Source organism: Mycoplana dimorpha (assembly GCF_003046475.1).
In the GTDB taxonomy this organism is placed as follows: domain Bacteria; phylum Pseudomonadota; class Alphaproteobacteria; order Rhizobiales; family Rhizobiaceae; genus Mycoplana; species Mycoplana dimorpha.
In genome coordinates this window covers 185,135-210,376 of the sequence record NZ_PZZZ01000001.1, presented here as the reverse complement: position 1 = coordinate 210,376, position 25,242 = coordinate 185,135, and the positions used below count along the sequence as shown (strand labels likewise).

Annotated in this window: 24 protein-coding genes and 1 tRNA gene; 10 read left to right on the top strand and 15 right to left on the bottom strand. The window is 66.2% G+C overall.

What is annotated here, in order from left to right; genetic code table 11:
- Nucleotides 1-16: 16 nt before the first annotated feature.
- Entirely contained in the window at nt 17-1,141 is a 1,125-nt protein-coding gene (locus tag C7449_RS00975) for a class II histone deacetylase (RefSeq protein WP_210204683.1), read from the top strand.
- Nucleotides 1,142-1,551: 410 nt separating this feature from the next.
- Nucleotides 1,552-2,133 (top strand): NAD(P)H-dependent oxidoreductase, encoded by a 582-nt coding sequence (locus tag C7449_RS00970; protein WP_108000914.1) that lies wholly within the window; start codon nt 1,552-1,554, stop codon nt 2,131-2,133.
- Nucleotides 2,134-2,175: 42 nt separating this feature from the next.
- On the opposite strand, the gene mgtA is transcribed toward C7449_RS00970, so the two are convergent.
- Nucleotides 2,176-4,785 carry a magnesium-translocating P-type ATPase gene (gene mgtA / locus C7449_RS00965; RefSeq protein WP_210204682.1) on the bottom strand — a complete coding sequence of 870 codons (2,610 nt, stop codon included), beginning with the start codon at nt 4,783-4,785 and terminating at the stop codon, nt 2,176-2,178.
- A gap of 287 nt (nt 4,786-5,072) precedes the next feature.
- Here mgtA and C7449_RS00960 point away from each other — a divergent pair, with 287 nt between their 5' ends.
- Complete coding sequence (locus C7449_RS00960) at nt 5,073-6,182, top strand: lysylphosphatidylglycerol synthase transmembrane domain-containing protein (RefSeq protein ID WP_108000913.1); 1,110 nt, start codon at nt 5,073-5,075, stop codon at nt 6,180-6,182.
- 56 nt (nt 6,183-6,238) lie between these two features.
- Here the strand turns inward: C7449_RS00960 and C7449_RS00955 are convergent.
- Nucleotides 6,239-6,313: transfer RNA gene (locus C7449_RS00955), tRNA-Gln, on the bottom strand.
- Between the two features lie 197 nt (nt 6,314-6,510).
- Here C7449_RS00955 and C7449_RS00950 point away from each other — a divergent pair.
- Complete coding sequence (locus tag C7449_RS00950; RefSeq protein ID WP_108000912.1) at nt 6,511-7,452, top strand: MBL fold metallo-hydrolase; 942 nt, start codon at nt 6,511-6,513, stop codon at nt 7,450-7,452.
- Between the two features lie 209 nt (nt 7,453-7,661).
- Here the strand turns inward: C7449_RS00950 and C7449_RS00945 are convergent, their stop codons facing one another.
- On the bottom strand, nt 7,662-7,913 hold the full coding sequence (locus C7449_RS00945) for a GlsB/YeaQ/YmgE family stress response membrane protein (protein ID WP_108000911.1): 252 nt from the start codon (nt 7,911-7,913) through the stop codon (nt 7,662-7,664).
- Between the two features lie 192 nt (nt 7,914-8,105).
- Nucleotides 8,106-9,008 (bottom strand): DUF1499 domain-containing protein, encoded by a 903-nt coding sequence (locus C7449_RS00940; protein WP_108001383.1) that lies wholly within the window; start codon nt 9,006-9,008, stop codon nt 8,106-8,108.
- Between the two features lie 214 nt (nt 9,009-9,222).
- On the opposite strand from C7449_RS00940, the gene C7449_RS00935 reads away from it, so the two are divergent.
- Nucleotides 9,223-9,615 (top strand): hypothetical protein, encoded by a 393-nt coding sequence (locus C7449_RS00935; protein ID WP_108000910.1) that lies wholly within the window; start codon nt 9,223-9,225, stop codon nt 9,613-9,615.
- Nucleotides 9,616-9,770: 155 nt separating this feature from the next.
- On the opposite strand, the gene ppdK is transcribed toward C7449_RS00935, so the two are convergent.
- From ppdK to C7449_RS00915, 5 genes are all read right to left on the bottom strand, one after another.
- A complete protein-coding gene (gene ppdK, locus C7449_RS00930; RefSeq protein WP_108000909.1) occupies nt 9,771-12,458 on the bottom strand; it encodes a pyruvate, phosphate dikinase in 2,688 nt (895 codons plus the stop codon).
- Between the two features lie 139 nt (nt 12,459-12,597).
- A complete protein-coding gene (locus tag C7449_RS21685; RefSeq protein ID WP_170115753.1) occupies nt 12,598-12,744 on the bottom strand; it encodes a hypothetical protein in 147 nt (48 codons plus the stop codon).
- Nucleotides 12,745-12,871: 127 nt separating this feature from the next.
- A complete protein-coding gene (locus C7449_RS00925) occupies nt 12,872-16,336 on the bottom strand; it encodes a chromosome segregation SMC family protein (protein ID WP_108000908.1) in 3,465 nt (1,154 codons plus the stop codon).
- Between the two features lie 102 nt (nt 16,337-16,438).
- Nucleotides 16,439-17,266, bottom strand: coding sequence for a DsbA family protein (locus C7449_RS00920; RefSeq protein WP_108000907.1), 828 nt, complete (start codon nt 17,264-17,266; stop codon nt 16,439-16,441).
- 119 nt (nt 17,267-17,385) lie between these two features.
- Complete coding sequence (locus tag C7449_RS00915; RefSeq protein ID WP_108000906.1) at nt 17,386-17,904, bottom strand: DUF721 domain-containing protein; 519 nt, start codon at nt 17,902-17,904, stop codon at nt 17,386-17,388.
- Nucleotides 17,905-18,012: 108 nt separating this feature from the next.
- Here C7449_RS00915 and mutY point away from each other — a divergent pair, with 108 nt between their 5' ends.
- On the top strand, nt 18,013-19,128 hold the full coding sequence (gene mutY / locus C7449_RS00910; RefSeq protein WP_108001382.1) for an A/G-specific adenine glycosylase: 1,116 nt from the start codon (nt 18,013-18,015) through the stop codon (nt 19,126-19,128).
- A 111-nt stretch (nt 19,129-19,239) separates the two neighbouring features.
- On the top strand, nt 19,240-19,851 hold the full coding sequence (locus C7449_RS00905; RefSeq protein WP_108000905.1) for an HAD family hydrolase: 612 nt from the start codon (nt 19,240-19,242) through the stop codon (nt 19,849-19,851).
- 325 nt (nt 19,852-20,176) lie between these two features.
- Here the strand turns inward: C7449_RS00905 and C7449_RS00900 are convergent, their stop codons facing one another.
- Nucleotides 20,177-20,368 carry a hypothetical protein gene (locus tag C7449_RS00900; RefSeq protein ID WP_108000904.1) on the bottom strand — a complete coding sequence of 64 codons (192 nt, stop codon included), beginning with the start codon at nt 20,366-20,368 and terminating at the stop codon, nt 20,177-20,179.
- Between the two features lie 353 nt (nt 20,369-20,721).
- Entirely contained in the window at nt 20,722-21,849 is a 1,128-nt protein-coding gene (locus tag C7449_RS00895) for a site-specific DNA-methyltransferase (protein WP_108000903.1), read from the bottom strand.
- 146 nt (nt 21,850-21,995) lie between these two features.
- On the opposite strand from C7449_RS00895, the gene C7449_RS00890 reads away from it, so the two are divergent.
- Entirely contained in the window at nt 21,996-22,292 is a 297-nt protein-coding gene (locus C7449_RS00890) for a nucleotidyltransferase family protein (protein ID WP_108000902.1), read from the top strand.
- The gene (locus tag C7449_RS00885) at nt 22,292-22,636 is read left to right on the top strand and encodes a HepT-like ribonuclease domain-containing protein (protein WP_108000901.1); all 345 of its coding nucleotides are present in this window, start codon (nt 22,292-22,294) and stop codon (nt 22,634-22,636) included. Before C7449_RS00890 ends, C7449_RS00885 begins: the two co-directional genes overlap by 1 nt.
- Here C7449_RS00885 and C7449_RS00880 read toward each other — a convergent pair.
- Together C7449_RS00880 and C7449_RS00875 are read right to left on the bottom strand one after the other, a co-directional pair.
- The gene (locus C7449_RS00880; protein WP_108000900.1) at nt 22,633-22,998 is read right to left on the bottom strand and encodes an antibiotic biosynthesis monooxygenase family protein; all 366 of its coding nucleotides are present in this window, start codon (nt 22,996-22,998) and stop codon (nt 22,633-22,635) included. The genes C7449_RS00885 and C7449_RS00880 overlap by 4 nt on opposite strands.
- Complete coding sequence (locus C7449_RS00875; protein WP_108000899.1) at nt 22,995-23,324, bottom strand: NIPSNAP family protein; 330 nt, start codon at nt 23,322-23,324, stop codon at nt 22,995-22,997. The genes C7449_RS00880 and C7449_RS00875 overlap by 4 nt, the downstream gene beginning before the upstream one ends.
- A 75-nt stretch (nt 23,325-23,399) precedes the next feature.
- On the opposite strand from C7449_RS00875, the gene C7449_RS00870 reads away from it, so the two are divergent.
- Entirely contained in the window at nt 23,400-24,083 is a 684-nt protein-coding gene (locus C7449_RS00870) for an ArsR/SmtB family transcription factor (RefSeq protein WP_108000898.1), read from the top strand.
- Nucleotides 24,084-24,193: 110 nt separating this feature from the next.
- Here the strand turns inward: C7449_RS00870 and C7449_RS00865 are convergent, their stop codons facing one another.
- Nucleotides 24,194-24,640 carry a DUF1284 domain-containing protein gene (locus tag C7449_RS00865; RefSeq protein ID WP_108000897.1) on the bottom strand — a complete coding sequence of 149 codons (447 nt, stop codon included), beginning with the start codon at nt 24,638-24,640 and terminating at the stop codon, nt 24,194-24,196.
- Nucleotides 24,637-25,227, bottom strand: coding sequence for a biotin transporter BioY (locus C7449_RS00860; RefSeq protein WP_108000896.1), 591 nt, complete (start codon nt 25,225-25,227; stop codon nt 24,637-24,639). Before C7449_RS00860 ends, C7449_RS00865 begins: the two co-directional genes overlap by 4 nt.
- Nucleotides 25,228-25,242: the final 15 nt, after the last annotated feature.

The window sequence follows — 25,242 nt, the reverse complement described above, 5'->3', positions numbered from 1 at the left end:
GCGGGGGAGACAACAGGTGAGTTCAGCAAACAAGACCGGATTCTGGTGGGATGAGAAATGCTTCTGGCACACGGGCGGCAGCTATGCCTTCATGGCGCCGGTCGGCGGCCTCGTCCAGCCGCTCGCATCCGGCGGACTTCCGGAGAATCCAGAAACAAAGCGCAGGCTCAAGAACCTCTTGAGCGTCACCGGCCTGATCGACGAGCTTTCCGTGTCCTCCGCGCCGATGGCCAGCGAAGAGGAATTGCGGCGCGTGCACCCTGCCTCTTATCTTGAAGCCTTCAAGGGGCTGTCGGACGACAAGGGCGGCGAGCTCGGAGAGCGCACGCCGTTCGGACCGGGCGGCTATGAGATCGCCGCGCTTTCGGCGGGGCTTGCCACCGAAGCGCTGCGCAGCGTCCTGTCCGGCCGCCAGCGCAACGCCTATGCCCTGTCGCGTCCGCCGGGCCACCACTGCCTGCCCGACAAGCCGATGGGCTTTTGCCTGCTCGCCAACATCGCCGTCGCCGTCGAGGCGGCCTTCGCCGAGAAGCGCGCCGAGCGGATCGCCGTGATCGATTGGGACGTCCATCACGGCAACGGCACCGAGGCGATATTCTACGACCGCGCCGACGTGCTGACGATCTCGCTGCACCAGGAGAACTGCTATCCGCGCGACTCCGGCCGGGTGGCCGACCGCGGCCAGGGCAAGGGCGTAGGCTGCAACATCAACATCCCGATGCTGCCGGGAACCGGCCACCTCGGCTATCTGCACGCTTTCCGGCGGATCGTGCTGCCGGCGCTCGAGCGCTACCGGCCGGATGCGATCGTCGTCGCCTGCGGCTTCGACGCCTCGGGCGTCGATCCGCTGTCGCGGATGATGGCATCTTCAAAGACCTTTGCGGAAATGACCCGATTGACGATGGAGGCCGCCGACGCGCTCTGCGGCGGCAGGCTGCTGCTCGTCCACGAGGGCGGCTATTCGGAAGCCCATGTTCCCTTCTGCGGCCACGCCGTGATCGCCACGCTTTCCGGCTCCGGCATTGTTGCGCCCGACCCGTTTGAAGTCCGCATCGACTTCCAGCAGCCCAACCAGGAGTTCACCAGCTACCAGATCGCCACGATCGATCGGATGGCGGAGGCTTTCGACCTCCACAGTTGAGCGAAGGCGGCAACCGGGACAACCAGCGGCGCTCAGACGCCGCCGGTGCCCGGCTTAAGCACAAGGGCGCTCGACGTTACGTCAGCATCGAAAACGTCAGCAGCACCGTCAACAGCAGGCAAGCCAGGACAGAAAGCTCGACGAACCCATCGCCTTGCATAGCGGCAACCCTCCGATACCAGTTGCCGCAAGAACTCCCATCGCGTGCTTCGGTTCCGATACCGGAAGATAACGCCATCGGCACGCCGGCACGCGCAAGCGGCACGCCCGGCGGGGCCCCAATATATTAGAGTCTCATCCGCGCCACTTGCGCGACGCAGACCGGATCGCCTCCAGCAGGGCCGAGTTTGCGGAGGATCAATGCTGCTTTCCATAATCCGGCTATAATTCCGGAAAAGCGGGAGGCCGAAATGCGGATCGTTGTCATCGACGGGCATCCGGACAGAAGTGAGCGGCACCTCTGCGGCGCCCTCGCCGATGCCTACATCGAAGGCGCGATCCGCGGTGGACACCAGGTCCGGCGGATCGACCTCGCCGCATTCACCTTTCCGATGCTGCAATCGCAAAAACAGTTCGAGAGCGGCCAATACCCGGAAGAGCTTGGCATTGCCATCAACGACATCCGCTGGTCGGAACACCTGGTGTTCATCTTTCCGCTTTGGCTGGGAACCATGCCGGCCCTGCTCAAGGCCTTTCTCGAGCAGGTGATGCGGCCGGGCGTGGCATTCGAGTATGCGGCCGGCGGCACCGCTATGAAGACGCTCCTGCACGGTCGGTCCGCCCGCATCATCGTGACGATGGGGATGCCGGCGATCCTGTACCGCCTCTGGTTCCTCAACCACGGGGTCGCAACGCTTCGACGCGGCATACTCAACATTGTTGGAATCCGGCCCGTGCGCCAATCGCTCTTCGGCGGGGTGGAGACGGTGAGCGATGCAAAACGGAAGCAATGGATCGCCAGGGTGAGGCGATATGGTGAAATGGCGAAGTAGGTACGGCTGAAACGCGCGGCGATCCCGCCACAGAAGCGCTGATCAGTTCGACGTCAGGCGATGTGCCGAACGCCGTGACGAGCGGCTCCACGGCGGCCTTCCATGCCGCGAGAAGAACCAGTGCTTCGCCTGTTCCGCCAGCACCAGGTAAAGGCCCGTCACCGCCGCCAGCGTAAGCAGGATGTCGAGCGGAAGGGGAACGAAGCCGAACCAGGCGGCCAGCGGTGAATACGGCAGGAACACAGCCAGTGCGACGATCCCGAGCGAGCAAGCGGCCAGCAACGGATGCGGCCGGCTACGCCACGGCCGCGCCCTCGTCCGGATCACGAAGATCACCAGCACCTGCGTCATCATCGACTCCACGAACCAGCTCGTCTGGAACAATGCTTCGCCCGCCTTGAAGACCCACAGCAGCAGACCGAAGGTGAAGAAATCGAACAGCGAACTGACCGGCCCGAGCAGCAGCATGAAATTCCGGACGAAATCCATGTCCCAGTGCCGCGGCCGGGCGATCATCGCGTCATCGACACGGTCGAGCGGGATCGCGATCTCCGAGGTGTCGTAGAGCAGGTTGTTGAGCAGGATCTGCACCGGCGACATCGGCAGGAACGGCAGGATCACGACCGCACCTGCCATAGAGAACATGTTGCCGAAATTCGAGCTCGTGCCCATCATCACGTACTTCATGATGTTGGCGAATGTCCGCCGTCCCTCGCGTACCCCCTCCACCAGCACGTTGAGATCATGCTTCAAGAGGATGAGCGCGGCGGCGTCCTTGGCAACGTCGACCGCCCCATCGACGGACAACCCGACGTCGGCCGCCTGCAGCGACGGCGCGTCATTGATGCCGTCGCCGAGATAGCCGACGACATGCCCCCGGCGGCGCAGGGCACGGATGATCCGCGCCTTCTGAGGCGGGGTGACACGGCAGAACAGGGTTGTGACGGGAAGACGGGCAAAGAGCGCCTCGTCGCTCAGGTTTGCGAGTTCCGGGCCGTTGAGGATGCCTTCGATCGCAATGCCCAAGGCCGAGCACACATGCCGCGTCACCCGTTCGTTGTCGCCGGTGATGATCTTCACCGATACGCCGAGCGCGGCCAATGCCTTGATCGCCGCGCTTGCGCTGTCCTTCGGCGGATCGAGGAAGGCCGCGAAGCCGGCAAAGGTCAGGTCGCGCTCGTCCATAGCGCCAGCATGGTCCCGCTGCGGCTCGACCTCCCGCCAGGCAACCCCCAGCAGGCGAAATCCTTCGTCGCCAAGGCGATCGAGGGTGGCCAGCGCCTTGGCACGGGCGCCGTCGTCAAGGGGGCGGACGACCTCGCTTCCCGCCAGCCGGTAGCTCGACGCATGGGCGAGCACGTCTTCGGGGGCGCCCTTGACGATCAGGAACCGGCGACCATCGCGCTCGGCCAGGATCGAGACGCGCCGCCGCTCGAAGTCGAACGGCACCTCGTCGATCTTCCGCCACGTGGTGATGTCGATCGGCGCCGCCTCGATGATCGCCTCGTCGAGAGGGCTCTTCAGCCCGGTCTCGAACGCCGCGTTCACATAGGCCCATTGGAACACGTCGTTGCTGTCGGCGCCTTCGATGTCGACCTCGCGCGCAAGCTTGATGCGGGCTTCGGTGAGCGTTCCGGTCTTGTCGCTGCACAGGATGTCCATGCTGCCGAGATCATGGATGGCGGAAAGGCGCTTCACGATCACCTGCTTGCGCGACATGCGGACGGCACCGCGCGCAAGGGTCACCGAAACGACCATCGGCAGGAGTTCTGGGGTCAGGCCGACCGCAAGCGCCAGGGCAAACAGGAAGGAGTCGAGCAGCGGCCGGTCGAAAAGCAAATTTACCAGCAGGACGAACAGCACGAGGAGCACCGTTAGCCGGACGATCAGCATGCCGAAACTGCGGATGCCGTAGGTGAATGCCGTCGGCGGCGGCTCCTTGCGCAGCGCCCCGGCGATGTCGCCGATCCGCGTGGCGCGCCCGGTCGCCACCACCAAGGCCTGCGCCGTGCCGCTGACGACGGAGCAGCCCATGAAGACGCCGTTGTCCGGCGTGGAGGCTTGCTCATCCGCTGCCGGCGCGTTCCTGGCGTCCTTCTCGACCGGGTATGGTTCGCCCGTCAGCAACGCCTCGTTGACGAAGAGATCCTCGGCCTTGATAAGCCGGCAGTCGGCCGGGACGAGGTTGCCGGCGGAGAGCAGCACGACATCACCGGGTACCAGTGCGGCCGCCGGCAGGTTCTGGTGATGCCCGTCGCGGAGCACCTCGACGCTGAGTGCCACACGCTGGCGCAGCGCCTCGGCCGCCGTTTCCGCGCGATGCTCCTGAACATAGTCGATGAGCACCGACAGGACGACGATCGTCCCGATGATCAGGGCGCTCGCGTGCTCGTGCGTGACTGCGGCAACCGATGCTGCGAACAGCAGGACGAGCACAAGGGGGTTGGTGAAGCGCTTCAGCAGGCCAAGGAGAAGGTGCTGGTGGCCCGGTTCCTCAAGCAGGTTCGGGCCCTGCGCCGCAAGCCGAGCCGCGGCGTCGGCCATGCTGAGGCCATCGGCCGAGGCACGAAGGTCGGCATAGACCTCGTCCCATGGCCGGCCCCACATCAAGGAGGCGACATCTGGCCCATCCTTGCGGTCTACGGCATCCATGCACCGGCCTCCATGAACCGGCCTCTAGGAACCGGCCTCCGGTATTTGTGCCCATGCGATTTCTGATGGCATGAAGCTTATCATCAATCGCGCCGGCTGCCATTGATCTGTGCCGATCGCTGCCCGCACCCGGGTGGCGGGGGTCGAGCCGGTTTCCGCACCGGCCGCGGTCATCCGAGATGGACAGGCGGTAGATGATCGGTTTCAATGGGTCAGAAGCGGGAACTGGGCACGAGACTCTAACGCAAACCGCGAGGAGAAGCGGCATTGCCTGGGCCGGTGAAGCCATGAGCGATGCGGGTTCGCGACCGGGCCGCCAGGAGACGGCTTTTTCCGCCGCTGCGACGGAAGGGCCTGACGCGGAATCGTTGCCCGAGCTTTCGGAGGTCAAGGCGGGCGAGATCGTCGTCGTCACCGGCTGGCTCTCCGGGCTGCTCGTGCTCGGCGTGTTCATCAGCTTCATGCTTCATTTCGGCGATGTCGCCGTCTTCTTGACGACGCTGAAGTCGGCCGACCCGTTGTGGCTTGCAGCAGCGGCAGCATGCCAGTGCGGAACCTATGCCTGCGCGGCAGGCGTATGGATCAGGGTGCTTTCACGGGCGAAAGCCGGGCTGCCCTTCGCCGGCCTGTTCAGGCTCGCGGTTGTCCAGCTCTTCGCCAACCAGGCTGTCCCATCTGGCGGGTTGAGCGGCTCTGCAATGGTGGCGCGCGGGCTTGTGCGGCGCGGGGTGGCCGTGCCCCTGGTCACCACGGCGCTTCTTGTCGACTGGTTCTCGTATTATGCAAGCTACGTGGTGGTGACGCTTCTGGCGTTTCTCAAGCTGGTGAGCAGCGGGGATGGCGGCGCTATGTGGCTTCCGCTCGCCGCTGCCTTCATGATCATTCTCATCGTCCTGGCCTCCGGCGCTTTCGTGCTGATGCGCCGTCGGGGACGGATCATCCCGAAGCCCGCCCTGCGCTGGCGGCCGGCGGCGCGGCTCGCCGCGCTCCTCAGCGGAGCTCGGGCCGACATGCTGCGTGACGGCAGCCTCCTTCTCGAAGCGACAGTCCTGCAAGCCTGCATCTTCCTTCTGGACACGTTGACACTGTGGATCGCCGCTCGCTCGACGGGCCTCGACATCGATCCGGCCAGCGCCTTCGTCAGCTTCGTACTGGCATCGGTTGTGGCCACGCTCTCGCCCGTTCCCCTGGGGCTCGGCACGTTTGAGGCGACCTGTACCGGTCTGCTTCACGTCATGGGCGGCAGCATCGAAGCCAGCCTCGCCGCCACGCTCATCCTGCGCGGCTTCACGCTGTGGCTGCCGATGCTGCCCGGGTTATGGCTGATCAAGAATGAAATCAAGCAGCCGGCACCCGGCCTGCCAAACGAGCGGCGATCCGATAGCACCGCGAGCTAGTACCACGCGGCGGCATCATGCTGAACCGTTGAGTGCCGTTAGGGACCTTGAGTAACTGGCTGGGGCGCCTGGATTCGAACCAGGGGATGGCGGTACCAAAAACCGCTGCCTTACCGCTTGGCTACGCCCCAACGCGCCGGCGCAATGGCCCGGCAAGCGGGAGCCTGATAGCAAAGCTCGTCCCGGCGGACAATCCTTAAGTGCCCGTTGGATACAGTTTCTTTTTGCATCGGATGCCGCGGCCGGCGTATGGATCGGCGACCGGTGCTTTCGCCAGCCGGCGCGACCACCGATCGCCGCCCTCTGCCGTGGTTCGGGCAGCAAGCCGATGCAGTTCCAAGAGACGACCGACGTGAAGAAACCCGCTCCCCTTTCCTTCGATCTCGCCTTCCAGCCGGCGCACGGCGTCGCCGTGCCGGTGGCGGCGGGGGTCCAGCGGCTCACCGTCAACAATCGCGGTCCCTTCACCTTCCACGGCACCAACAGCTACATCGTCGGCGACCGATCCGTCGCGGTGATCGATCCCGGCCCGGACGACGAGGCGCATTTCCAGGCGCTGATGACGGCGCTCAAGGGACGGGAGGTGACGCACATCGCCGTCAGCCACACCCATCGCGACCACTCGCCGCTGGCCCGCCGGCTGAAGGCGGCGACTGGGGCGCTGATCGTCGCCGAGGGACCGCACCGGGCCGCCCGGCCGCTCCATGAAGGCGAGGTCAATCCGTTCGCCGAAAGCTCCGATGTCGATTTCGCTCCCGACATCGCACTTTCCCATGGCGATCGGGTCGAGGGCGACGGCTGGTCACTGACGGCGCTTCTGACCCCCGGCCACACCGCCAATCATGCTGCCTTCGCGCTCGACGGGACGGGCATCCTGTTTTCCGCCGACCATGTGATGGCCTGGGCGACGACGATCGTGGCGCCGCCCGACGGCGCCATGGCCGACTACATGGCCTCGCTCGAGATGCTGCTTGGGCGCGACGACCGGCTCTACCTGCCCGGCCACGGCGGCCCGGTGGGCGAGCCCGCCTCGTTCCTGCGCGGCCTGCGCACCCACCGCAAGATGCGCGAGCGGGCCGTCAAGGAGCGGATCCGCAAGGGCGACCGGCTGGTCGCCGACATGGTGCGGGCGATCTACAAGGACACGGACCCGCGGCTGCACGGAGCGGCGGCGCTATCGGTGCTGGCGCACCTGGAAGACCTCGTCGAGCGCGGCGAAGTCGTCACCGACGGCCCGCCGTCGCTGATGGGCCGCTACCTGCCCGCTTGAGACGGCTGCCGCCGGGCGCATCGCACGTCAGGGAGCGGCGCGCGATCCTTCGTTTCGCGCCCACCGCACTCTTCCGATCTATAGGTCCCATCCGCGCGTCGGTATCCTGAGACCGGTCTCCCCGCTCGGGCCATGCGGCGTGATTGCCACCTTCCGGCTGCGATGCGTGTCCTTGCCCCGAAACGCTGCAACAGTTTCGGGGCGGTGCATCAGCGCCTGATCGCGCGCGCAATCGCGATCAGGATGCAGGCGCCGATGAAGCCGGCGATCAGGTAGCCGACCCATCCGCCGAGATGCACGCCGATCAGGCTCAAAATCAGATTGGCGATGAAGGCGCCCACGATGCCCAGGACGATGTTCATCAACAGGCCCATCTGGGACTTCATGAACATTTCGGCCAACCAACCAGCAATGCCACCGATGATGATGGCGGCGATCCAGCCCACGCCTGCGTTTTCCATGTGCACGGCCCTCGGTTGAAGATCAACTCAAGATAGCGCGCATTAGAAAACCGTCAAGGAAGGGATTGCGTTCGTTTCCGGGATTGTCGTCCAGGTGGTGGCTCGCCCGAACCGGAGATCGCAGGTGCGATGGGGCCTACAGGGCCGGCCGGTCTGTCTCCGCCGGACACCCGCCGCCCCTCTCGCAAGCGTTCAGTCGCCTGCGATGCCGAGGAGCTCGGCGTCGAGCGCCTTCAGATAGCGCTCGGCGAAGGCGGCGCCGAGGCCGAGGTCGTGCGGGCCGTAGCGCGAGGCGACGCGCATGTCGACCAGCGTCGTCTCTTCCTCTTCGCGCAGCCGGATCGACAGGTCGAAGCGGAAACCGAACAGCAGCGACCGCCATTCGCCCTGGAGCAGGACATCGTCCGGGCCGCCGACCTGCGGCAGCAGCCCCTGCTCGATCGGCCGCTCGGAGGGAACCGGGATAATGGCGGGCTCGCCCTCGCCGCCCCCGTTCGTCTCCGGCTTGACAACTAGGTCCTCCAGGTCGGTGACGACGTTCTCCATTCCGCTTTCCCGGGTGAATACGACGCCTTGCGCCTGCGCAACCTTGCGGACCCCCTGCAGCACCCGATCGAGCGCCCCCTCGTAGCGGCGCCCGGTCAGGCCCGGATAGGCGGCCTCCTGCAATTCCCTGTCCGCGAGCGTCACCGGCGGGCGCGGCAGGAAATCCTGGCCGGCCAGCGGCACCTTCAGCCAGGGGGGCGAGGCATAGGGATCGGTGGTGACGTCGTAGATGCGCGGCCGGTCGAACCAGGCATGCACCGCGACCCCGGCCACGGCAAGCGGCGGGGCGGCAAGCAGAAGCGCGGTGAAGGCGGCCTTGCCGCCGCGCGCCCCCACCCGCCACAGGCGGGCGAGGCCGACCATGGCGAGCAGGACCGAAATCAGCGAAACGGCGGCGGCGCTACCGGCCAGCGCGAGAAAATGCGGGGTCGTCAGCGGGCCAAAGCGGTGCGACAGTGCCGCGGCCAGAAACAGCAGAAGGGCGAAGGCCGCCAGTCGCCGCGCCCAATGCGCCGCATGCGAATACGGTCGCTCGTATCGAATGACCATCGCCATCGGCCGATCCTCGTCTCCTGCATTTCAAGCGAAGCGGCAAATGCTGTCGCTCCGGCATACAGACAACAGCCTTGGGCCTGCAACGTCAATCCGGCTCATAAATCAGTGGAGCATTGTGAGCGGCGGCGAATTCCCTTGTGCGCCGCAAATTTGACACGCTCGTTAACGAGTTTCCGCGGCGGGACCGGGGCACAAGGAGCTTTGATTCATGCCGACATCGATGACCATTCAGCATGCGCGGCCGCTGGCCCTGCCTCCGCCGGCGCCTGAACCCGCCCTTCCCCTGGACCTGATCGAGCTGGAGCTTTCGCTGGATGGTTTCGCCGTCGAGCAGGATGGTTTCTCCGATGCGATCCAGCGCGCCGTGGCCGCGCTCGGCGGCGAATTCCTCTTCGACCTTCCAGCTTCCGGCCTTGCAGAGGATTGCCAGCGCATTGCCGCGATGCGCATCCCCGAGGCGAACGGCAACGGGCTGAAGATCGTCTTCGCCTTCCTCGACGACAGCGGGAGCGGCATTCGCGTCGAGGATCCGGGCAAGAAAACCGAGGGCCTGAAGAACTTCGCTGATTCGTTCGTCGGCGTGCTCGAGCGCATGCAGTAGCCTTCCCTGGCGGCACCACTGCCTTCGCCACCTGCCTGCAGCGCATCGATCTCGATCGCAGGGCCAATGCTCGCGCCAGGCAGATCGAGACCGCCGTCGAATTCGGCTGGTATCGTCCGTGGTACGGGCCTGGTCCGTGGCGGTGAGCGGTGTTGTCAGCCGCCCGATCCGCCTGCCGCCTTTCGAGCGAGGAAAGCCGCCTGGGCGGCCGCCAGCCGCGCGATCGGCACCCGGAAGGGCGAGCAGGACACGTAGTCCAGGCCGGCCTTTTCGCAGAAATGGATCGAGGCAGGATCGCCGCCGTGCTCGCCGCATATGCCGAGCTTGAGGTCGTTGCGGGTGCGCCGGCCGCGCTCCGCGGCAATCTGGATCAGTTCCCCCACCCCTTCGAAATCGAGCTGGACGAACGGATCACGCTCGATGATCCCCTTCTGCATGTAGGTCGACAGGAACGAGGAGGCATCGTCGCGGGAAATCCCGAACGTCGTCTGCGTCAGGTCGTTGGTGCCGAAGGAGAAGAACTCGGCCGATTCGGCGATGACGTCGGCGCGAAGGGCGGCGCGCGGCAGTTCGATCATCGTGCCGATGAGATAGTCGATCTTCATGCCGGCCTCGGCGATCACGTCCTTCGCGACCGCCTCGATGCGCTCCTTCACATAGTCGAGCTCCGCCTTGAGGCCGACGAGCGGCACCATGATCTCCGGCACGACCGCGGCCCCGGTCTCCCTCGCCGCCTGGCAGGCCGCCTCGAAGATGGCGCGCGCCTGCATCTCGGCAATTTCGGGATAGGAGATCGCCAGCCGGCAGCCGCGATGGCCGAGCATCGGGTTGAATTCGTGCAGAGCATCGACCCGCTGGCGCAGCTCCGTCGCGTCGAAGGCCAGCACGGCGGCGACCTCGGCGATCTCCTCGTCGGTCTTCGGCAGGAATTCGTGCAGCGGCGGGTCGAGCAGGCGGATCGTCACCGGCAGCCCGTGCATGATCTCGAACAGCTCGACGAAATCGGAGCGCTGCATCGGCAGGAGCCTGGCGAGCGCGGCGCGGCGACCGGCCTCGTTTTCGGCGAGGATCATCTCGCGCATCACGTTGATGCGGTCGTCCTCGAAGAACATGTGCTCGGTGCGGCATAGCCCGATGCCTTCGGCCCCGAAGGAGCGGGCGGCGCGCGCATCGGCGGGTGTTTCGGCATTGGTGCGCACCTTCATGCGGCGGGTGGTGTCCGCCCATTCCATGATGCGGCCGAAATCGCCGGAAAGCTCCGGCTGCAGCATCGGGATCGCGCCCTTCAGCACCTGGCCGGAAGAGCCATCGATGGTGATGACGTCGCCCTTCTTCAGCGTCACGCCCTGGGCCACCAGAAGCTCGTTGCGCATGTCGACGCGCAGCGTGCCGGCGCCGGACACGCAAGGGGTGCCCATGCCGCGGGCGACCACCGCGGCGTGGCTCGTCATGCCGCCGCGCGTCGTCAGGATGCCCTGCGCGGCATGCATGCCGTGGATGTCCTCGGGGCTCGTCTCGACGCGGACGAGGATCACCTTGCGCCCCTCGTCCTGAGCGTGGACGGCCTCCTCGGAGGTGAAGACGATCTCGCCGGTGGCCGCACCGGGCGAGGCCGGCAGGCCCGAGCCGATCACGTCGCGGCGGGCGCGCGGGTCGATGGTCGGGTGCAGCAACTGGTCGAGCGAGGCCGGATCGATGCGGGCGACGGCCTCCTCCTTGCTGATCAGCCCCGACTCGGCCATGTCGACGGCGATCTTCAGCGCCGCCTTGGCAGTCCGCTTTCCCGACCGCGTCTGCAGCATCCACAGCTTGCCGCGCTCGATCGTGAATTCGAGATCCTGCATGTCGCGGTAGTGGCCTTCGAGCCGGGCGCAGATGTCCCGGAACTCGGCGAAGGCCTCGGGCATCAGCTTCTCCAGCGAGGGCTTGTCCGAGCCGGAGGCGATGCGCGCCTGCTCGGTGATGTTCTGCGGGGTGCGGATGCCGGCGACGACGTCCTCGCCCTGCGCGTTGACGAGGAACTCGCCATAGAGCGCATTCTCGCCCGTCGAGGGATTGCGGGTGAAGGCGACGCCGGTCGCCGAGGAGTTGCCGAGATTGCCGAACACCATCGCCTGGACGTTGACGGCGGTGCCCCAGTCGGCCGGGATGTTGTGGAGGTTGCGGTAGGTGATCGCCCGCGCGTTCATCCAGCTCGAGAACACCGCGCCGATCGCCCCCCAGAGCTGCACCTCCGGGTCCTGCGGGAAGGTTTCGCCGAGCTCCTCCTCGATCGTTTCCTTGTAGCGGCCGATGACGTGCTGCCATTCGACGGCGGAGAGTTCGGTGTCCTGCTCGTGGCCGAGCCGTGCCTTTTCGTCCTCGAGAATCTCCTCGAAGACCTCGTGGTCGAGGCCCATGACGACGTCGCCATACATCTGGATGAAGCGGCGGTAGCTGTCCCAGGCAAAGCGCGCGTCGCCGGCATCGTGGCCGAGCGCCTGCACGGTCTGGTCGTTGAGGCCGAGGTTCAGGACGGTGTCCATCATGCCCGGCATCGATGCGCGCGCCCCCGAGCGGACGGAAAGCAGAAGCGGCCGCTCATTGTGCCCGAAGGTGCGGCCGGTGATTTCCTCCATGCGGCGCAGCCCGGCGCGGACTTCTTCCTTGAGGCTTTCAGGTATGGTGCGGCCGTTTTCGTAATAATGGGTACAGGCGGTGGTGACGATCGTCAGGCCGGGCGGAACAGGCAGGCCGAGATTGCACATCTCGGCAAGGTTGGCCCCCTTGCCTCCCAGCAGGTTGCGATCACCGGCGCTACCCTCGGCGCTTCCCCCACCGAAGGTGTAAACCCACTTGTGCATTGCCGCTCTCCACCCCCGCACAGTCCTTTATGACAGATTTACAGCATCTGGAGTGGGTTGAAAACGCACGGCGTGCAACAAATTGCTGCGATGCACCAATTTGCCGCGGCGCCGCAATGTCGAACTATCTCGACCTGGCTCACTTCTCCTTAATCGACAGCCCGTCCTTCCCGACCCTGATCTCGACGCCATCCGGTTGTTTCTCTTGCTGGTAGGCATAGTACGAGAAACCAGCCACGACGACGATGAGTGCGCCGATGATCATGTAAAGTGCGTTCCTGCTCATGGTTGTCCCCCTGCGTGCTGTCGGCAAATGAACGCGAACGGGTTGCATTTGTTCCGTTCACACTCCGTCAGGGCGCGGAGATGCATTGGCGTCGGATGGGATCAGGCCGCCTCACAAAGTGCGCGCGCTAAACCGCCTCGCGCAGCTGCTCCGCCGTCTGCAGGTCGACGGAGACAAGCTGGGAGACGCCCTGCTCGGCCATGGTGACGCCGAACAGGCGGTTCATGCGGGCCATGGTGATCGGGTTGTGGGTGATGATGACGAAGCGGGTCTCGGTCGAGGCCGCCATCTCGTCCATCAGGTTGCAGTAGCGCTCGACGTTGTGGTCGTCGAGGGGCGCGTCGACCTCGTCGAGCACGCAGATCGGCGCCGGGTTGGTGAGGAAGACGGCGAAGATCAGCGCCATCGCCGTCAGCGCCTGCTCGCCGCCGGAAAGCAGCGTCATCGTCTGCGGCTTCTTGCCGGGCGGGCGGGCGAGGATCTCCAGGCCGGCATCGAGCGGGTCCTCGCTCTCGATCAGTTGCAGTTCCGCCGTGCCGCCGCCGAACAGATGGGTGAAGAGGCGCTGGAACTGCGCGTTGACCACGTCGAAGGCGGCAAGCAGCCGCTCGCGCCCCTCGCGGTTCAGGCTCTGGATCGCCGAACGCAGTTTTCGGATCGCCTCGACGATATCCTCGCGCTCGGTGACGATCGCCTGCAGCTTCTCCGAGAGCTCCTTCTGCTCCTCTTCGGCGCGCAGGTTGACGGCGCCGAGGCGCTCGCGCTCGATCTTCAGCCGTTCCAGCTCCAGCTCGGTCTCGCGCGGATCGGGCAGCGGCCTGTCGACCGGGTGTTCGGTCAGCTTCAGCACCTCGTGCGGGGCGCAATGCAGCGTTTCGCGGATGCGTGCCTCGCCGTCGAGACGGCGCTCGCGGGCGGAGACCAGCCGTTCCTCGGTGCGGCCGCGCTGCTCGCGGGCTTCGGCAAGCTGCGACAGGGCGGTGGCGGCGAGGCGATCGGCCTCGCGCTGGCGGTTCTCGGCCTCCTGCAATTCGTCGGCCGCGGTCCGGCGCGCCTCCTCGGCGCGGGCAAGCTCGCTCATCAGCGACCGGCGCCTGTCCTCGATCTCCTCGGGCGCCTCGGCAATCTGCTCGGCTTCCTCCTGAGCCTCGGCCTCGCGTTCCCGCAGCGAGGCGATGTGGCGCTCGGCATTGGCGGCGCGATGGCGCCAGGTCTCGCGCTCGGCGGCGATGGCGCTCAGCCGGCGCTGGCGGTCGGCCATCTCGCGGGCCAGTCCGTCGTGCAGCGCCCGCGCCTCGGCCAGCCCCGCGCGGTCGGTCGCTACCGCAGCGGAAAGCATCGACAGCCTGACGTCGAGGGCCGCAACATCGGGGGCATCCTCGAGCGTGGCGCGGGCTTCCTCCAGCGCGTCAGCCGCCTCCTCGACCTGTCCTTCGAGCTGCGTGCGCGTCTCGGCCAGCACGGCCCGACGACGGATCAGTTCGCCGGAGGCCCGCTCGGCCGCGTCGAGCGCCTCGCGCGCTTCGGCGAGTGCGCGCGTCGCCACCCGCTGGGCGTCGCGCCCCATCTGCTGGCGCTGGGTTGCCGTGCGCACGGCGGCCCCGGCCGCCTCGAGCCGGGCTTCGGTTTCCACAAGGGCGGCCTGCGCCGTCTCCAGCTCCGTTTCGAGTTCGCGCAGCCTGTTCTTCTGGGCAAGCCGCAGGGCGGCGGCACTCGGCGCGTCGGCACCGGTGACGTGACCATCCCAGCGGAAGACCGCCCCCTCGGGCGTCACCAAGCGCTGGCCCGGCTGGAGGTTCTCAAGCAGCGACAGCGCCGCCGGCTCGTCGGCAACAACGCCGATCTGGCGCAGGCGCCGCGTCAGGACCGTGGGCGCCCGGACGTGGGAAAGGAGTGGCACGGCTCCCTCGGGCAGGGCCGCATCCAAAACCCCGTCGCCGGCAAGGCGCCAGTGGGCGGGCGCGGCCGGGTCTGCCGGCGATTCCAGGTCATCGCCGAGTGCCGCGCCCAGCGCCGTCTCGAAGCCCTTGTCGACCTGTACGTCCTCGACCACCGGGGCAAACGAGCCGCCGGCGGCGCCGGCCTCCAGCATGCGCCGGATCGTGCGCATCTCGGTCTCGACGGCATTGACCTGCCCGCGCGCCGCCTCGACCGGACCGCGTGCCTCGATCTCGGCGAGCCGCGCTTCCTCCAGCGCCTCCTCGGCCTCGGCCAGTTGCTCGCCCGCCTCGTCCAATGCGGCTTCGGCGGCCTGCACGTCCTGCCGCTTCTGTTCCGGATCCGGCAGCGCGGCGATGCGCTCGTCCATCGCGGCGATCTCGGCCTCGATGTTCATGAACTGCTGGGCGAGCCGCGCCTGGCGGTCGGAAAGATCCCGGATCGATTTTTCCAGCTGATTGCGGACGGCCTGCGCCTCGGCCCGCTCGGCGGTTACGGCCCCGAGCGCGCGCTCGCTCCCCGCCAGCTTTTCGGCGGCCGCGTCCATGCCCTCGCGGGCAGCAGCGGCACGGTCGTCGGCCTCGCCTAAAATTTCGCCGATCTCCTCCTCCTCGGCCGCCAGCCGTTCGAGGATTTCCGCGTTGTCGGCGACCATCGCCTCCTCGCGCGCGATGTCCTCTGCGAGCTGCGTCAGCCGGCGGGCGAGTTCGTCGCGGCGGCGCAGCAGGCGGCCGGCGTCTTCCTCCAGTTGCGAGCGGGCAATCTGAAGGCGCTGCAAGGCGGCCGCCAGCTTCGCCTCGTTCTCGCGCAGCTCCGGCAGCTTCAGGCTGGCGATTGCCTGCGCCGTCGCCGCCGCCATCTGCGCCTGGGCACGCTCGGCGACCAGCGAGGTGGCCTGGTTGAGCTGGCTTTCCGCCTCCGCCTCGGCCTCCTTCGCCTGTGCCCAGCGGATGTGCAGCAGCATTGCCTCGCGGCGGCGGATGTCGGCCGAGAGCATCTTGAAGCGGTTCGCCTGGCGCGACTGGCGCTTGAGGCTGTCGATCTGGCTCTCCAGCTGCGAAGTGACGTCGTCGAGGCGCTCCAGATTGGTTTCGGCGGCGCGCAGGCGCAGTTCCGCCTCGTGGCGGCGGGAGTGCAGGCCGGAAATGCCGGCGGCCTCTTCGAGCAGCTGGCGGCGCGCCTGGGGCTTGGCCTGGATCAGCTCGCCGATGCGCCCCTGCCCCACCATCGAAGGCGAGCGGGCGCCGGTGGAGGCGTCGGCGAACAGCAGCTGCACGTCCTTGGCGCGGGCTTCCTTGCCGTTGATGCGATAGACCGAGCCCTGCTCGCGCTCGATGCGGCGCGTTACCTGGATCTCGTCTGCGTCGTTGAAGGCGGCCGGTGCGGTGCGGTCGCAATTGTCGAGGTAGAGGCCGACCTCGGCGGTGTTGCGCGCCGGCCGGTTGCCCGAGCCGGAGAAGATCACGTCGTCCATGCCGGACGCGCGCATGTTCTTGTAGGAGTTTTCTCCCATCACCCAGCGCAGCGCCTCGACCAGGTTCGACTTGCCGCAGCCGTTCGGGCCGACGACGCCGGTCAGGCCGCGTTCGATGACGAACTCGGTCGGCTCGACGAAGGACTTGAAGCCGAGGAGGCGAAGGCGGGTGAATTTCATTCGGCGCACGCCGGGATGGGGGGCGATGCCGACACCAGCGGCAGACAAGCAAAAGCGGGCGCACGGCTGCCGCCGTCGCCCGCTTCAAATTCGGTCGAACGATCAGAGCTTGCTGTCGATAAGGGCTGACATGGTGTCAACCGACATGCCTCCGGAATAGCGATCGCCGTTGATCAGGAAGGTCGGCGTCGCATTGATCCCGAATTCCTTGGCGCCGCGCTCGCGTACGGCGTTCACATCATCGAGAAGCTTCTGGTTCGTCAAGCACTTCTCGAAGCTCTCCTGTGTAAAACCGGCCAGCTTCGACATCTGCAGCAGCGCCTCGCGACCGTTTTCTGCCGCGGCCCACTGTTCCTGCTGCTTGAACAGCATGGAGATCATCGGGAAATACTGCTCGGTGGGCGCGCAGCGGGCCAGCATGAAGGCGGCGGCAGCGCGCGGATCGAACGGGAACTCGCGCACGATGAAGCGAACCTTGCCGGTGTCGACGTACTTCTGCCTGATCGGCTCGAAGGTGTCGTTGTGGAAGTGGGCGCAATGCGGGCAGGTCATCGACATGTATTCGACGATCGTCACCGGCGCGTTGGGATCGCCGATCGCCATTTCCGGCAGCGGGCCGGGCTCGAGCACCTTGGCCATGTCGACCTTGCCGTCGGAGGCGGGAACCTCGACCTTGGCGGCGGTCGCCGGCGCCGGGTCGGCGGCCGGAGCCTGTGCCGCCTCGGCAGGCGCTGCGGTCGACGCGCTGTTGCCGGCCGTCTCGGATGTCGCGGCCGGCTTGGCGGCGTCGCTCGACGCAGCCTGCTCGGCCTGCGGAGCCGCGGCGGTGTCGCTCTTCTCGTCGCTGCAGGCGGCAAGCGTTACAGCCAGCGCCGCAACGGCGACGCCGCCCAGCAGACGCCTCGGAAGGCTCAGTTCGGAAAGGGACATGGTCTCTCCTGTAGGGACAAGTAAAAAATCTTCCGCCAGACCGGATATACCGGCTTTCAGATACGAACAAGCGCCCCCAACACCATGATCTTCAAAGAATTGTGAGCGCCTGACGGTGATCAGCGCCGCGTCGGCTTCTGCCTGCCAAGCACGGCGGTGCCGAGTCGCCTGAGCGCGGCCTTCAAGGCATCGTCCTCGATTCCCGCCACCAGTTCGTCGAGATGGCGCGCCGCCTCCCCCGTCAGCGGCCGCGGCGGACGCCGACGTTTTGCGGGCGGGGTGACCGGCTTCTGCACAATCTTCACCTGCTTGATGGCCGGGAAGCCGAAAAAGCCGTTGATGCGCTGGATGAGCTCCCCCTGCTGGTGGGAGAGGAAAAGGGCGCGCGACCCTTCGCAGGCAATCGTCAGCACGCCCGGCTGGTAGCCGCCGTCCTCGCCAGCCATCTCGGAGGCGCGGCGCGGCCAGGTGATCCTCTCGGGCCTGGTGCAATCGGCGAAGGCGGTGCCGGCGATCTCGTCCCAGGAGCCGAGCAGCATCGTGTTGATGCCGGCGCGCTTGGCCAGAACGGGGTCGATCAGGTCGTTGGCCACTTCGCTGATCTGCAGGACGCCCCTGCGGGGCGGACGGGAACTCACGGGACGGATAACTCCTGCGCACGATATTGCGGTCTTCCGGCAACACACGCCTTGAAGTAAATGCTTCGGCTGGTCAGTTATACGCTTCCTCGTCCGGTCCAGGCAAACATGACATTCTCCGACGGAAATCCAGACCCGACCCGGCAGGTCCTTGCCTGGTACGACCGGCACCATCGCGACCTGCCCTGGCGTGTCTCGCCGGCGATGGCCGCGCGCGGCATCCGGCCGGACCCCTACCGGGTATGGCTCTCCGAAGTGATGCTGCAGCAGACGACGGTGCAGGCTGTGAAGGACTATTTCGCCCGCTTCACGGCGAAGTGGCCGACCGTGACGGATCTTGCCCGGGCCGAGACCGAAGAGGTGATGAAGGCCTGGGCGGGGCTTGGCTACTATGCGCGGGCCAGAAACCTGAAGAAATGCGCCGAGACGGTCGCCTTTGAACATGGCGGGCGCTTCCCCGAGACGGAGGAAGGGCTGAAGGCACTTCCCGGCATCGGCGACTATACGGCGGCAGCGATCGCCGCGATCGCCTTTCAGCGGCAAGCGGCCGTGCTCGACGGCAATGTCGAGCGCGTGATCTCGCGCCTGCACGCCGTCGACGCTCCCCTGCCCGGTTCGAAACCGCTGATGCGGCAGCTTGTCGCCGCCATGACCCCGGCCGACCGGCCCGGCGACTTCGCACAGGCGATGATGGACCTCGGGGCGACGATCTGCACGCCGAAGCGCCCGGCCTGCGCGCTCTGCCCGGTCAATGCGTCCTGCAAGGCGCTGGCCGAACACGATCCGGAGCGCTTTCCAGTCAAGGCGGCCAAGAAGGACAGGCCGGTGCGGCTCGGCGCCGCCTTCGTGGCGGTGGACGAGCAGGACGCGGTGTTCCTGCGCAAGCGGCCAGGTCATGGCCTTTTGGGCGGCATGACCGAGGTGCCGGGCACAGACTGGACGGCACGGCGGGACGGAGCGACCGGTCCGGAAGCCGCACCGTTCGCTGCCTCGTGGGAAAGCTGCGGAACGGTCGGCCATGTGTTCACGCATTTCGAACTGCGGCTCACGGTATACCGCTCAAGGGTCGGCCGCGCCGCAACGGACGGCACCGGATGGTGGGAGCCACGCGATACGCTGCACGACCAGGCGCTGCCGACGGTGATGCGCAAGGCCATCGGCCTCGCCCTGCCCGATGTGTTTGCACCCGTAGCCCCGGCTGCGGCACGGGCGGCGAGCCGGTAACAACCCGGCCTCCCCCCGACTTTGACTTCTGCAGCATTGTCGTGAAACTGCTGCACATTTCCGGCAGACAGATGCACTGCTGCAGCCGAACGCCTTTGCAAGGATGATCAAATGACAAACGAAATCCGACACATCGTCTTCGACATCGGGCGGGTGCTGATCCACTACGATCCGCAGATCCCGTTCAGCCGGCTGATCCCCGACGAGGCGGAGCGCGCCTGGCTCTTCGCCAATGTCTGCACCCATGACTGGAACCTGGAGCAGGATCGCGGCCGCGCGTGGGAGGAGGCAGAGGGGCTTTTGATCCGTGACTTTCCCCGACATGAGGATAACATCCGCGCCTTCCGGAAATACTGGCACGAGATGGTTTCGCACGCCTACGAGGACACTGTCGCCATCATGGCGGCGCTGGTGGCCGAGGGGCGCGACGTAACCATGCTGACGAACTTCGCCGCCGATACCTTCAAGCAGGCCCGCCAGCTCTTTCCCTTCCTCGAATTGCCGCGCGGCGTCACCGTGTCGGGCGAGATCGGGCTGATCAAGCCGGACATCGCCATCTACCACAAGCACGCCCGCGACTTTTCCCTCGACCCTGCGCACACGCTCTTCATCGATGACAGCGAAAGGAACGTCGAAGGCGCACGGGCGGCCGGCTGGAATGCGGTCCTCTTCACCGGTGCGGAAAAGCTGAAGAGCGATCTCTTAGCGCATGGAATAGGGTAGACGAACTGCTTCCAAGGGTCGGATGCGGATCGCTGAATTGGCAACGCCCGGAGCCTGCGAGGGCTCCGGGCGTTCGTGCCTACCGGGACTGAAGGTACTAAAACCGGCGGGCCGATGACTGCTGCGGCGGCGCTGCCGTGGCCGTCGCATCTGTTGTCGTTACCTTAGAAGGGGGTGGTTAACAGCGGCTGAACAGCGCCCACCCGAGGTTCCTTTTTGTCTAACTGTTTCGTCCATATTGCAGGCCCGAAGCGCTGGAGCGGCAGCCCTGCATTCGTGAGGCGAGGAAACGGGAAAAACGGCCCCGAACGGGACCGGCGAGAGATCAACTGCGCGCCCGGTTGTTGGGCCGCACGATGTTCATCTGCAATTCGTGCGCGGATGCATAGCGACCGAGAACCTTGATCAGGCGCTTCTCCTCCGCCTGATGGATACCGGCCTTGCGGCAATATTCCGCCACCTCCCAGACATGCTTGACCTGCGTCTGATCCAGATGTCTGCCATCGATATGCCTCATGATCGCCTCCGAACTGACGAGCTATAAACGCAACGCATCGCCCCAGGTTCCACGGCCGCGAAGATCGCGACCGCCATGCTCGCATGTGCGGGGGTATTGGAAACATAGCCATGGCGCTTTGTCCACGCGTGCGGCCCGGCAATGTGTCGCGCGAGTTCACGCAATCTGACCATCGCTCAGATTTGGTGATTGCGCCCGCGCGGCCCGCCTCCGGCTACAAACTGCCGCAACCTCCGGCACAGGACGCGCCGAAGGCCGCAACAGGAGGTGTTCGTTTCATACCTGCCGAGGAGCGGAAGCAGGGTGGGCGTGGGACATCGCGGCGCGTGAACCCGGGCGGCGCGCGCGAAGACCTAGTCGAGCTTGGCCATGTCGCTGCGGACGACGGCGCGCAAAGCGTCGATCGGCTTCAGTTCCTTGCCGTCGGCATAGTGCCAGAAGGTCCAGCCGTTGCAGGCGTCAAGGCCCTGAACCTTGGCGCCGAGGCGGTGGATCGAGCCGGCGTCGCTTCCCGAGGCGAGCGTGCCGTCGGCGCGCACGATGGCGCTGTAGCGGCGCCTGGCATCGGTCAGGACGGTGCCCGGCGCGATCAGGCCGCTTTCGATCAGCGTGTTGAAGGCGACGCGCGGCTCGGCCTTCTTGCCGCTCAGCACCGTCAGCGTCTGCTTGCCGAGCGGCTCCACCGCGTCGATCCGGGCGAGGGCTGCGTCGATATAGTCCTGCTCGCGCTCGATGCCGACGAAATGGCGGCCGAGACGCTTGGCGACCGCGCCGGTCGTGCCGGAGCCGAAGAACGGATCGAGCACGATGTCGCCGGGCTTTGTCGAGGCCATGATGACGCGGGCCAGCAGCGCCTCCGGCTTCTGTGTCGGGTGGATCTTCTTGCCGTCGGCGTCCTTCAGGCGCTCGCCGCCCGAGCAGATCGGAAACAGCCAGTCGGAGCGCATCTGCACGTCGTCGTTGGCGGCCTTCATCGCATCGTAGTTGAAGGTGTAGCCCTTCGCTTTCGGATCGCGGCTCGCCCAGATCATCGTCTCATGCGCGTTCTGGAAGCGTCGGCCCTTGAAGTTCGGCATCGGGTTGGTCTTGCGCCAGACGACGTCGTTGAGGATCCAGAAATTGAGGTCCTGCAGCGTGGCGCCGACGCGGAAGATGTTATGGTAGGAGCCGATCACCCAGATGGTGCCGTTCGGCTTGAGCACGCGGCGGCAGGCGAGCAGCCAGGCCCGGGTGAAGGCGTCGTAGGCCTCGAACGAGGCGAACTGGTCCCACTCGTCGTCGACGGCGTCCACCAGCGACTGGTCGGGCCGGTGCAGCGTGCCGCCGAGCTGCAGGTTGTAGGGCGGATCGGCGAAGATGACGTCGACCGACTGGTCCGGCAGGGCGTCAAGGGCCGCCACGCAGTCACCCTTGATGATCGTGTCGAGCCAGCCATTGGGGCGGACCGAACGGGCTTCGGCAAGCGAAAGAAATCTGGACATGGGCAACTCGCTGATACGCTTACTCGGGACATTTGTTATAGCGCTTATGGTTACCGAAGATGGTTACCGAAGGGTGAAGGGAAAGGCAGGCCGGCCAATTTAATCGCGGAATGGAAAAGCGCGGGACGATGGGCTAAAAGAGACACATGAGGAAGAGCGAAGCGATCGAACGTCTGCAGAGGAATGCCGATGCGATCCGCGCGCTCGGCGCAACGTCGCTTTATCTCTTCGGCTCCGTGGCCCGCGATGAAGCGGGGCAAGCGAGCGATCTCGACCTTTTCATCGACTACGATCCTGAGAAAAAATTCTCCCTTCTAGATCTCGTGGGCATCAAGCTCTTCCTTGAAGATGCGCTGGCACTCGAGGTCGATGTAACGACGCGTGACAGCCTTCATCCGCGGCTGAAAAACAAGATCGAAAGCTCCGCGGTGCGGATTTTCTGATGAGGCGTGAGGTTGGGCCAGTTCTCGACGAGATGCTTCTGACGATCGGGGTGATCGAAGCGGCCCTCGTTGACAGGACACGCGAGGACTTTGGCAATGATGCTATCCTACGCCTCGCGGTACAGCGCGCGATCGAGATCATATCCGAAGCCAGTCGGCACATTCCCGATGAATTGCTGCAACGGGCCCCACACATTCCGTGGCGTTCTATCCGCGGAATGGGGAACATCCTGCGCCACGAGTATCATCGCATCGCCGACGACATAATTTGGCATGTGGCGATCGATGACCTGCCGCGCCTCAAGGCGGTGCTTTCATTGCATTCGATGACGGCACAGCGCTAACCCCCGCTTTCGGCGTCGTCCTCATGCACTTTCCGACTGTCGAGAGGCGCTTCCGCGCGCTCGACCATGCCGTAGTCGCGCAGCACCGAGGCGACCCGCAGGCGGTAATCGGCAAACACCCCATGGCGACCGGCTTCCTGTGCCGCGCGGTGTTCGGCGCTGTTCCGCCACGCGCCGACCGCTTCCTCGTCACGCCAGAACGACAGCGAAAGGATCTTGCCCGGCACCGACAGGCTTTCGAAACGCTCGATCGAGATGAAGCCGTCGATCTCCTGGAGCCGTGGCTTCAGCTCGGCAGCAAGCTGAAGATAGACATCGCCACAACCTTCGGCGGGGGTGACCTCGAAGATGACGGCGATCATGGCGTCACCCGCTCGGCGTGCGGCAGGGAGAGGTTTCGCAGGAAAATACGGTCTTCGCGAAGGATGAAGCGTTCACGCCTGGCGAACTGGTAGTTTTCCGCCCCGAGCGGGTCGGCCGCGAGACGCGCCCGATAGGCCTCGTAGTCCGCCAGCGACTCGATGTTGTAGACGCCATAGGCGGTGGTCGCCGAACCTTCATGCGGCCCGAAATAGCCGATCAACTCGGCGCCGTTGCGGGGGATCGCCTGTCCCCAGTTGCGGGCATATATGGCGAATTCCTCCTTCTTGAACGGGTCGATCTCGTAGCGGATGAAGCAGGTGATCATCGTCAGGCTCCTTGATGTCTCGATGCCCCCTGATGCCACATTGATCGGCGTCGATGCTTCGACTATCATCGAAGTATGAAGGAAGGACCGGACATCGCCCAGATCGGCGCCCTCATAGGCGACCCCGCCCGCGCCAACATGCTGGCGGCGCTCATGGGCGGCCGGGCGCTGACCGCGACCGAACTGGCGGGGGCTGCCGGTATCACCCTGCAGACGGCGAGCTCGCATCTGGCCAAGCTGGAAGCCGGCGGGCTGGTCAGCCAGCGAAAGCAGGGACGGCATCGCTATTTCGCGCTGTCCGACGACGAGGTCGGGCTGCTGCTGGAGAGCCTGATGGGCTTTGCCGCCAACCGCGGCTTCCTGCGGACGCGACCGGGGCCGAAGGATCCGGCGCTGCGCAAGGCGCGGGTCTGCTACGACCATCTCGCCGGCGATTTCGGCGTACGGATGCTGGACCGGCTGATCGCCGAGGGTCACGTGGTCGTCGGCGGCGATGAGGCGACGCTGACTGCGGCAGGCGAAACACGCATGGCCGGGCTCGGCATCGATGTCGACGGCCTGCGCCGCCAGCGGCGGCCGCTATGCCGCACCTGCCTGGACTGGAGCGAGCGCCGCTCCCACCTCGCCGGCTCGCTCGGCGAGGCGCTCCTGGCCCGCGTCATCGACCAGGGCTGGGCAAGACGATCCGAAGACAGCCGCGCCATCCTCTTCACGCCCGCCGGCGAGCGGGCGTTTTTGGAGCTGTTCCCGCTGTCGTAGTGCGGCCAATGCTCCTCTGCCGCAAATGTGCCGCGGTATCTGGAAAAGATTTGCGCCGAAACCGGTGGAGCGGGGACATGAAGCAGATCACGCTCAGAGATCTGCTTCAATCACGATGCCGCCCCCAAGATCGGACCGGCTGCGACGCGGACGCCGGGGTACCCCTGCCTGGCCACCCGCGTGCACAGGCTCGACCATTCGCAGCCGCGACAGGCCGAGCGCAGTTCACCGGCGCGGAAGCCGGAGCGAAGGCGGTCGAGGAGGGTCGCGTCCGGCCGGAAAACGACACCCGGGTGGACTGCGACGCCCACCAGTTCGGACACGGCTTCCGCAGCCAACCGATCGCGGACCAGGACGCCGTCGCCGTGGCAGTGCGGGCCCTCATCGTCGAGCAGCGGCGCGCAGATATCGTCCGGCCCCTCGACGATCTCGATGTCTTCGCCCGCCGACAGGCGGCGGGCGATCTCGATGTAGTTGTCGACGAAACCGGGCGTATAGCCCTCGCCGACGAAGGTCAGGATGCACAACAGATGATGGGCGCGCAGCCTGACGGTCACGGCCGTGCGGGCGCCTGCATGTGCGGGGCCACGGCCTTCAGCAGGGCGGCGGCCAGGGCCGATTTCAGCACGGCGCCGAGCACGAACGGCACGACACCCAGCATCAGGGCCTTTTCCATTCCCATCAGCGTCGCCAGCCAGGCGCCGCCAAGCACCAGGCAAAAGATATTGGCGGCAAAGTGGGCGACGAAGCTGAGGACGACGCGACGGCCGGTCCAGCCCCGTTCCGCCAGCCACCCGACCATCGCGGCCATCAGCGGGAAGGAGACGAGATAGCCGGCCGTCGGCCCGACGAAAGAAGCGAGCCCGCCGGCGCCGCCGGCAAGCACCGGAAGTCCGACCATGGCCTCGCCAAGCCAGGCGAGCACGGTGAGCGTACCCAGCCGCCAGCCGTAGAGCACGCCGATCATCGTGACGGCGAAGGTCTGCATGGTGATCGGCACCGGCACCATCGGCACGCTGATGCGCGAGGCGAGCGCCAGCGCCAGCGTGCCCGCCAGCACGAAGACGACGCGAAGCGGCAGGGAACGGGCGTTAAGGCGCAGCGGGTCGAAGCCGGACGGGCCGGCAGCGGCGAATTCGAGCATGGAAAGTCCTCTCAA

Excerpts from the sequence above, each read along its gene's own strand:
- C7449_RS00870 (WP_108000898.1), top strand. The coding sequence starts at position 23,400 with ATGAAGGAAGGACCGGACATCGCCCAGATCGGCGCCCTCATAGGCGAC.
- C7449_RS00940 (WP_108001383.1), bottom strand. The coding sequence starts at position 9,008 with ATGGTCATTCGATACGAGCGACCGTATTCGCATGCGGCGCATTGGGCG.
- C7449_RS00925 (WP_108000908.1), bottom strand. The coding sequence starts at position 16,336 with ATGAAATTCACCCGCCTTCGCCTCCTCGGCTTCAAGTCCTTCGTCGAG.
- C7449_RS00885 (WP_108000901.1), top strand. The coding sequence starts at position 22,292 with ATGAGGCGTGAGGTTGGGCCAGTTCTCGACGAGATGCTTCTGACGATC.
- ppdK (WP_108000909.1), bottom strand. The coding sequence starts at position 12,458 with ATGCACAAGTGGGTTTACACCTTCGGTGGGGGAAGCGCCGAGGGTAGC.
- mgtA (WP_210204682.1), bottom strand. The coding sequence starts at position 4,785 with ATGGATGCCGTAGACCGCAAGGATGGGCCAGATGTCGCCTCCTTGATG.
- C7449_RS00960 (WP_108000913.1), top strand. The coding sequence starts at position 5,073 with ATGAGCGATGCGGGTTCGCGACCGGGCCGCCAGGAGACGGCTTTTTCC.
- C7449_RS00900 (WP_108000904.1), bottom strand. The coding sequence starts at position 20,368 with ATGAGGCATATCGATGGCAGACATCTGGATCAGACGCAGGTCAAGCAT.
- C7449_RS00880 (WP_108000900.1), bottom strand. The coding sequence starts at position 22,998 with ATGATCGCCGTCATCTTCGAGGTCACCCCCGCCGAAGGTTGTGGCGAT.
- C7449_RS00945 (WP_108000911.1), bottom strand. The coding sequence starts at position 7,913 with ATGGAAAACGCAGGCGTGGGCTGGATCGCCGCCATCATCATCGGTGGC.
- C7449_RS00895 (WP_108000903.1), bottom strand. The coding sequence starts at position 21,849 with ATGTCCAGATTTCTTTCGCTTGCCGAAGCCCGTTCGGTCCGCCCCAAT.
- C7449_RS00950 (WP_108000912.1), top strand. The coding sequence starts at position 6,511 with ATGCAGTTCCAAGAGACGACCGACGTGAAGAAACCCGCTCCCCTTTCC.
- C7449_RS00920 (WP_108000907.1), bottom strand. The coding sequence starts at position 17,266 with ATGTCCCTTTCCGAACTGAGCCTTCCGAGGCGTCTGCTGGGCGGCGTC.
- C7449_RS21685 (WP_170115753.1), bottom strand. The coding sequence starts at position 12,744 with ATGAGCAGGAACGCACTTTACATGATCATCGGCGCACTCATCGTCGTC.
- C7449_RS00905 (WP_108000905.1), top strand. The coding sequence starts at position 19,240 with ATGACAAACGAAATCCGACACATCGTCTTCGACATCGGGCGGGTGCTG.
- C7449_RS00860 (WP_108000896.1), bottom strand. The coding sequence starts at position 25,227 with ATGCTCGAATTCGCCGCTGCCGGCCCGTCCGGCTTCGACCCGCTGCGC.
- mutY (WP_108001382.1), top strand. The coding sequence starts at position 18,013 with ATGACATTCTCCGACGGAAATCCAGACCCGACCCGGCAGGTCCTTGCC.
- C7449_RS00875 (WP_108000899.1), bottom strand. The coding sequence starts at position 23,324 with ATGATCACCTGCTTCATCCGCTACGAGATCGACCCGTTCAAGAAGGAG.
- C7449_RS00970 (WP_108000914.1), top strand. The coding sequence starts at position 1,552 with ATGCGGATCGTTGTCATCGACGGGCATCCGGACAGAAGTGAGCGGCAC.
- C7449_RS00890 (WP_108000902.1), top strand. The coding sequence starts at position 21,996 with ATGAGGAAGAGCGAAGCGATCGAACGTCTGCAGAGGAATGCCGATGCG.
- C7449_RS00935 (WP_108000910.1), top strand. The coding sequence starts at position 9,223 with ATGCCGACATCGATGACCATTCAGCATGCGCGGCCGCTGGCCCTGCCT.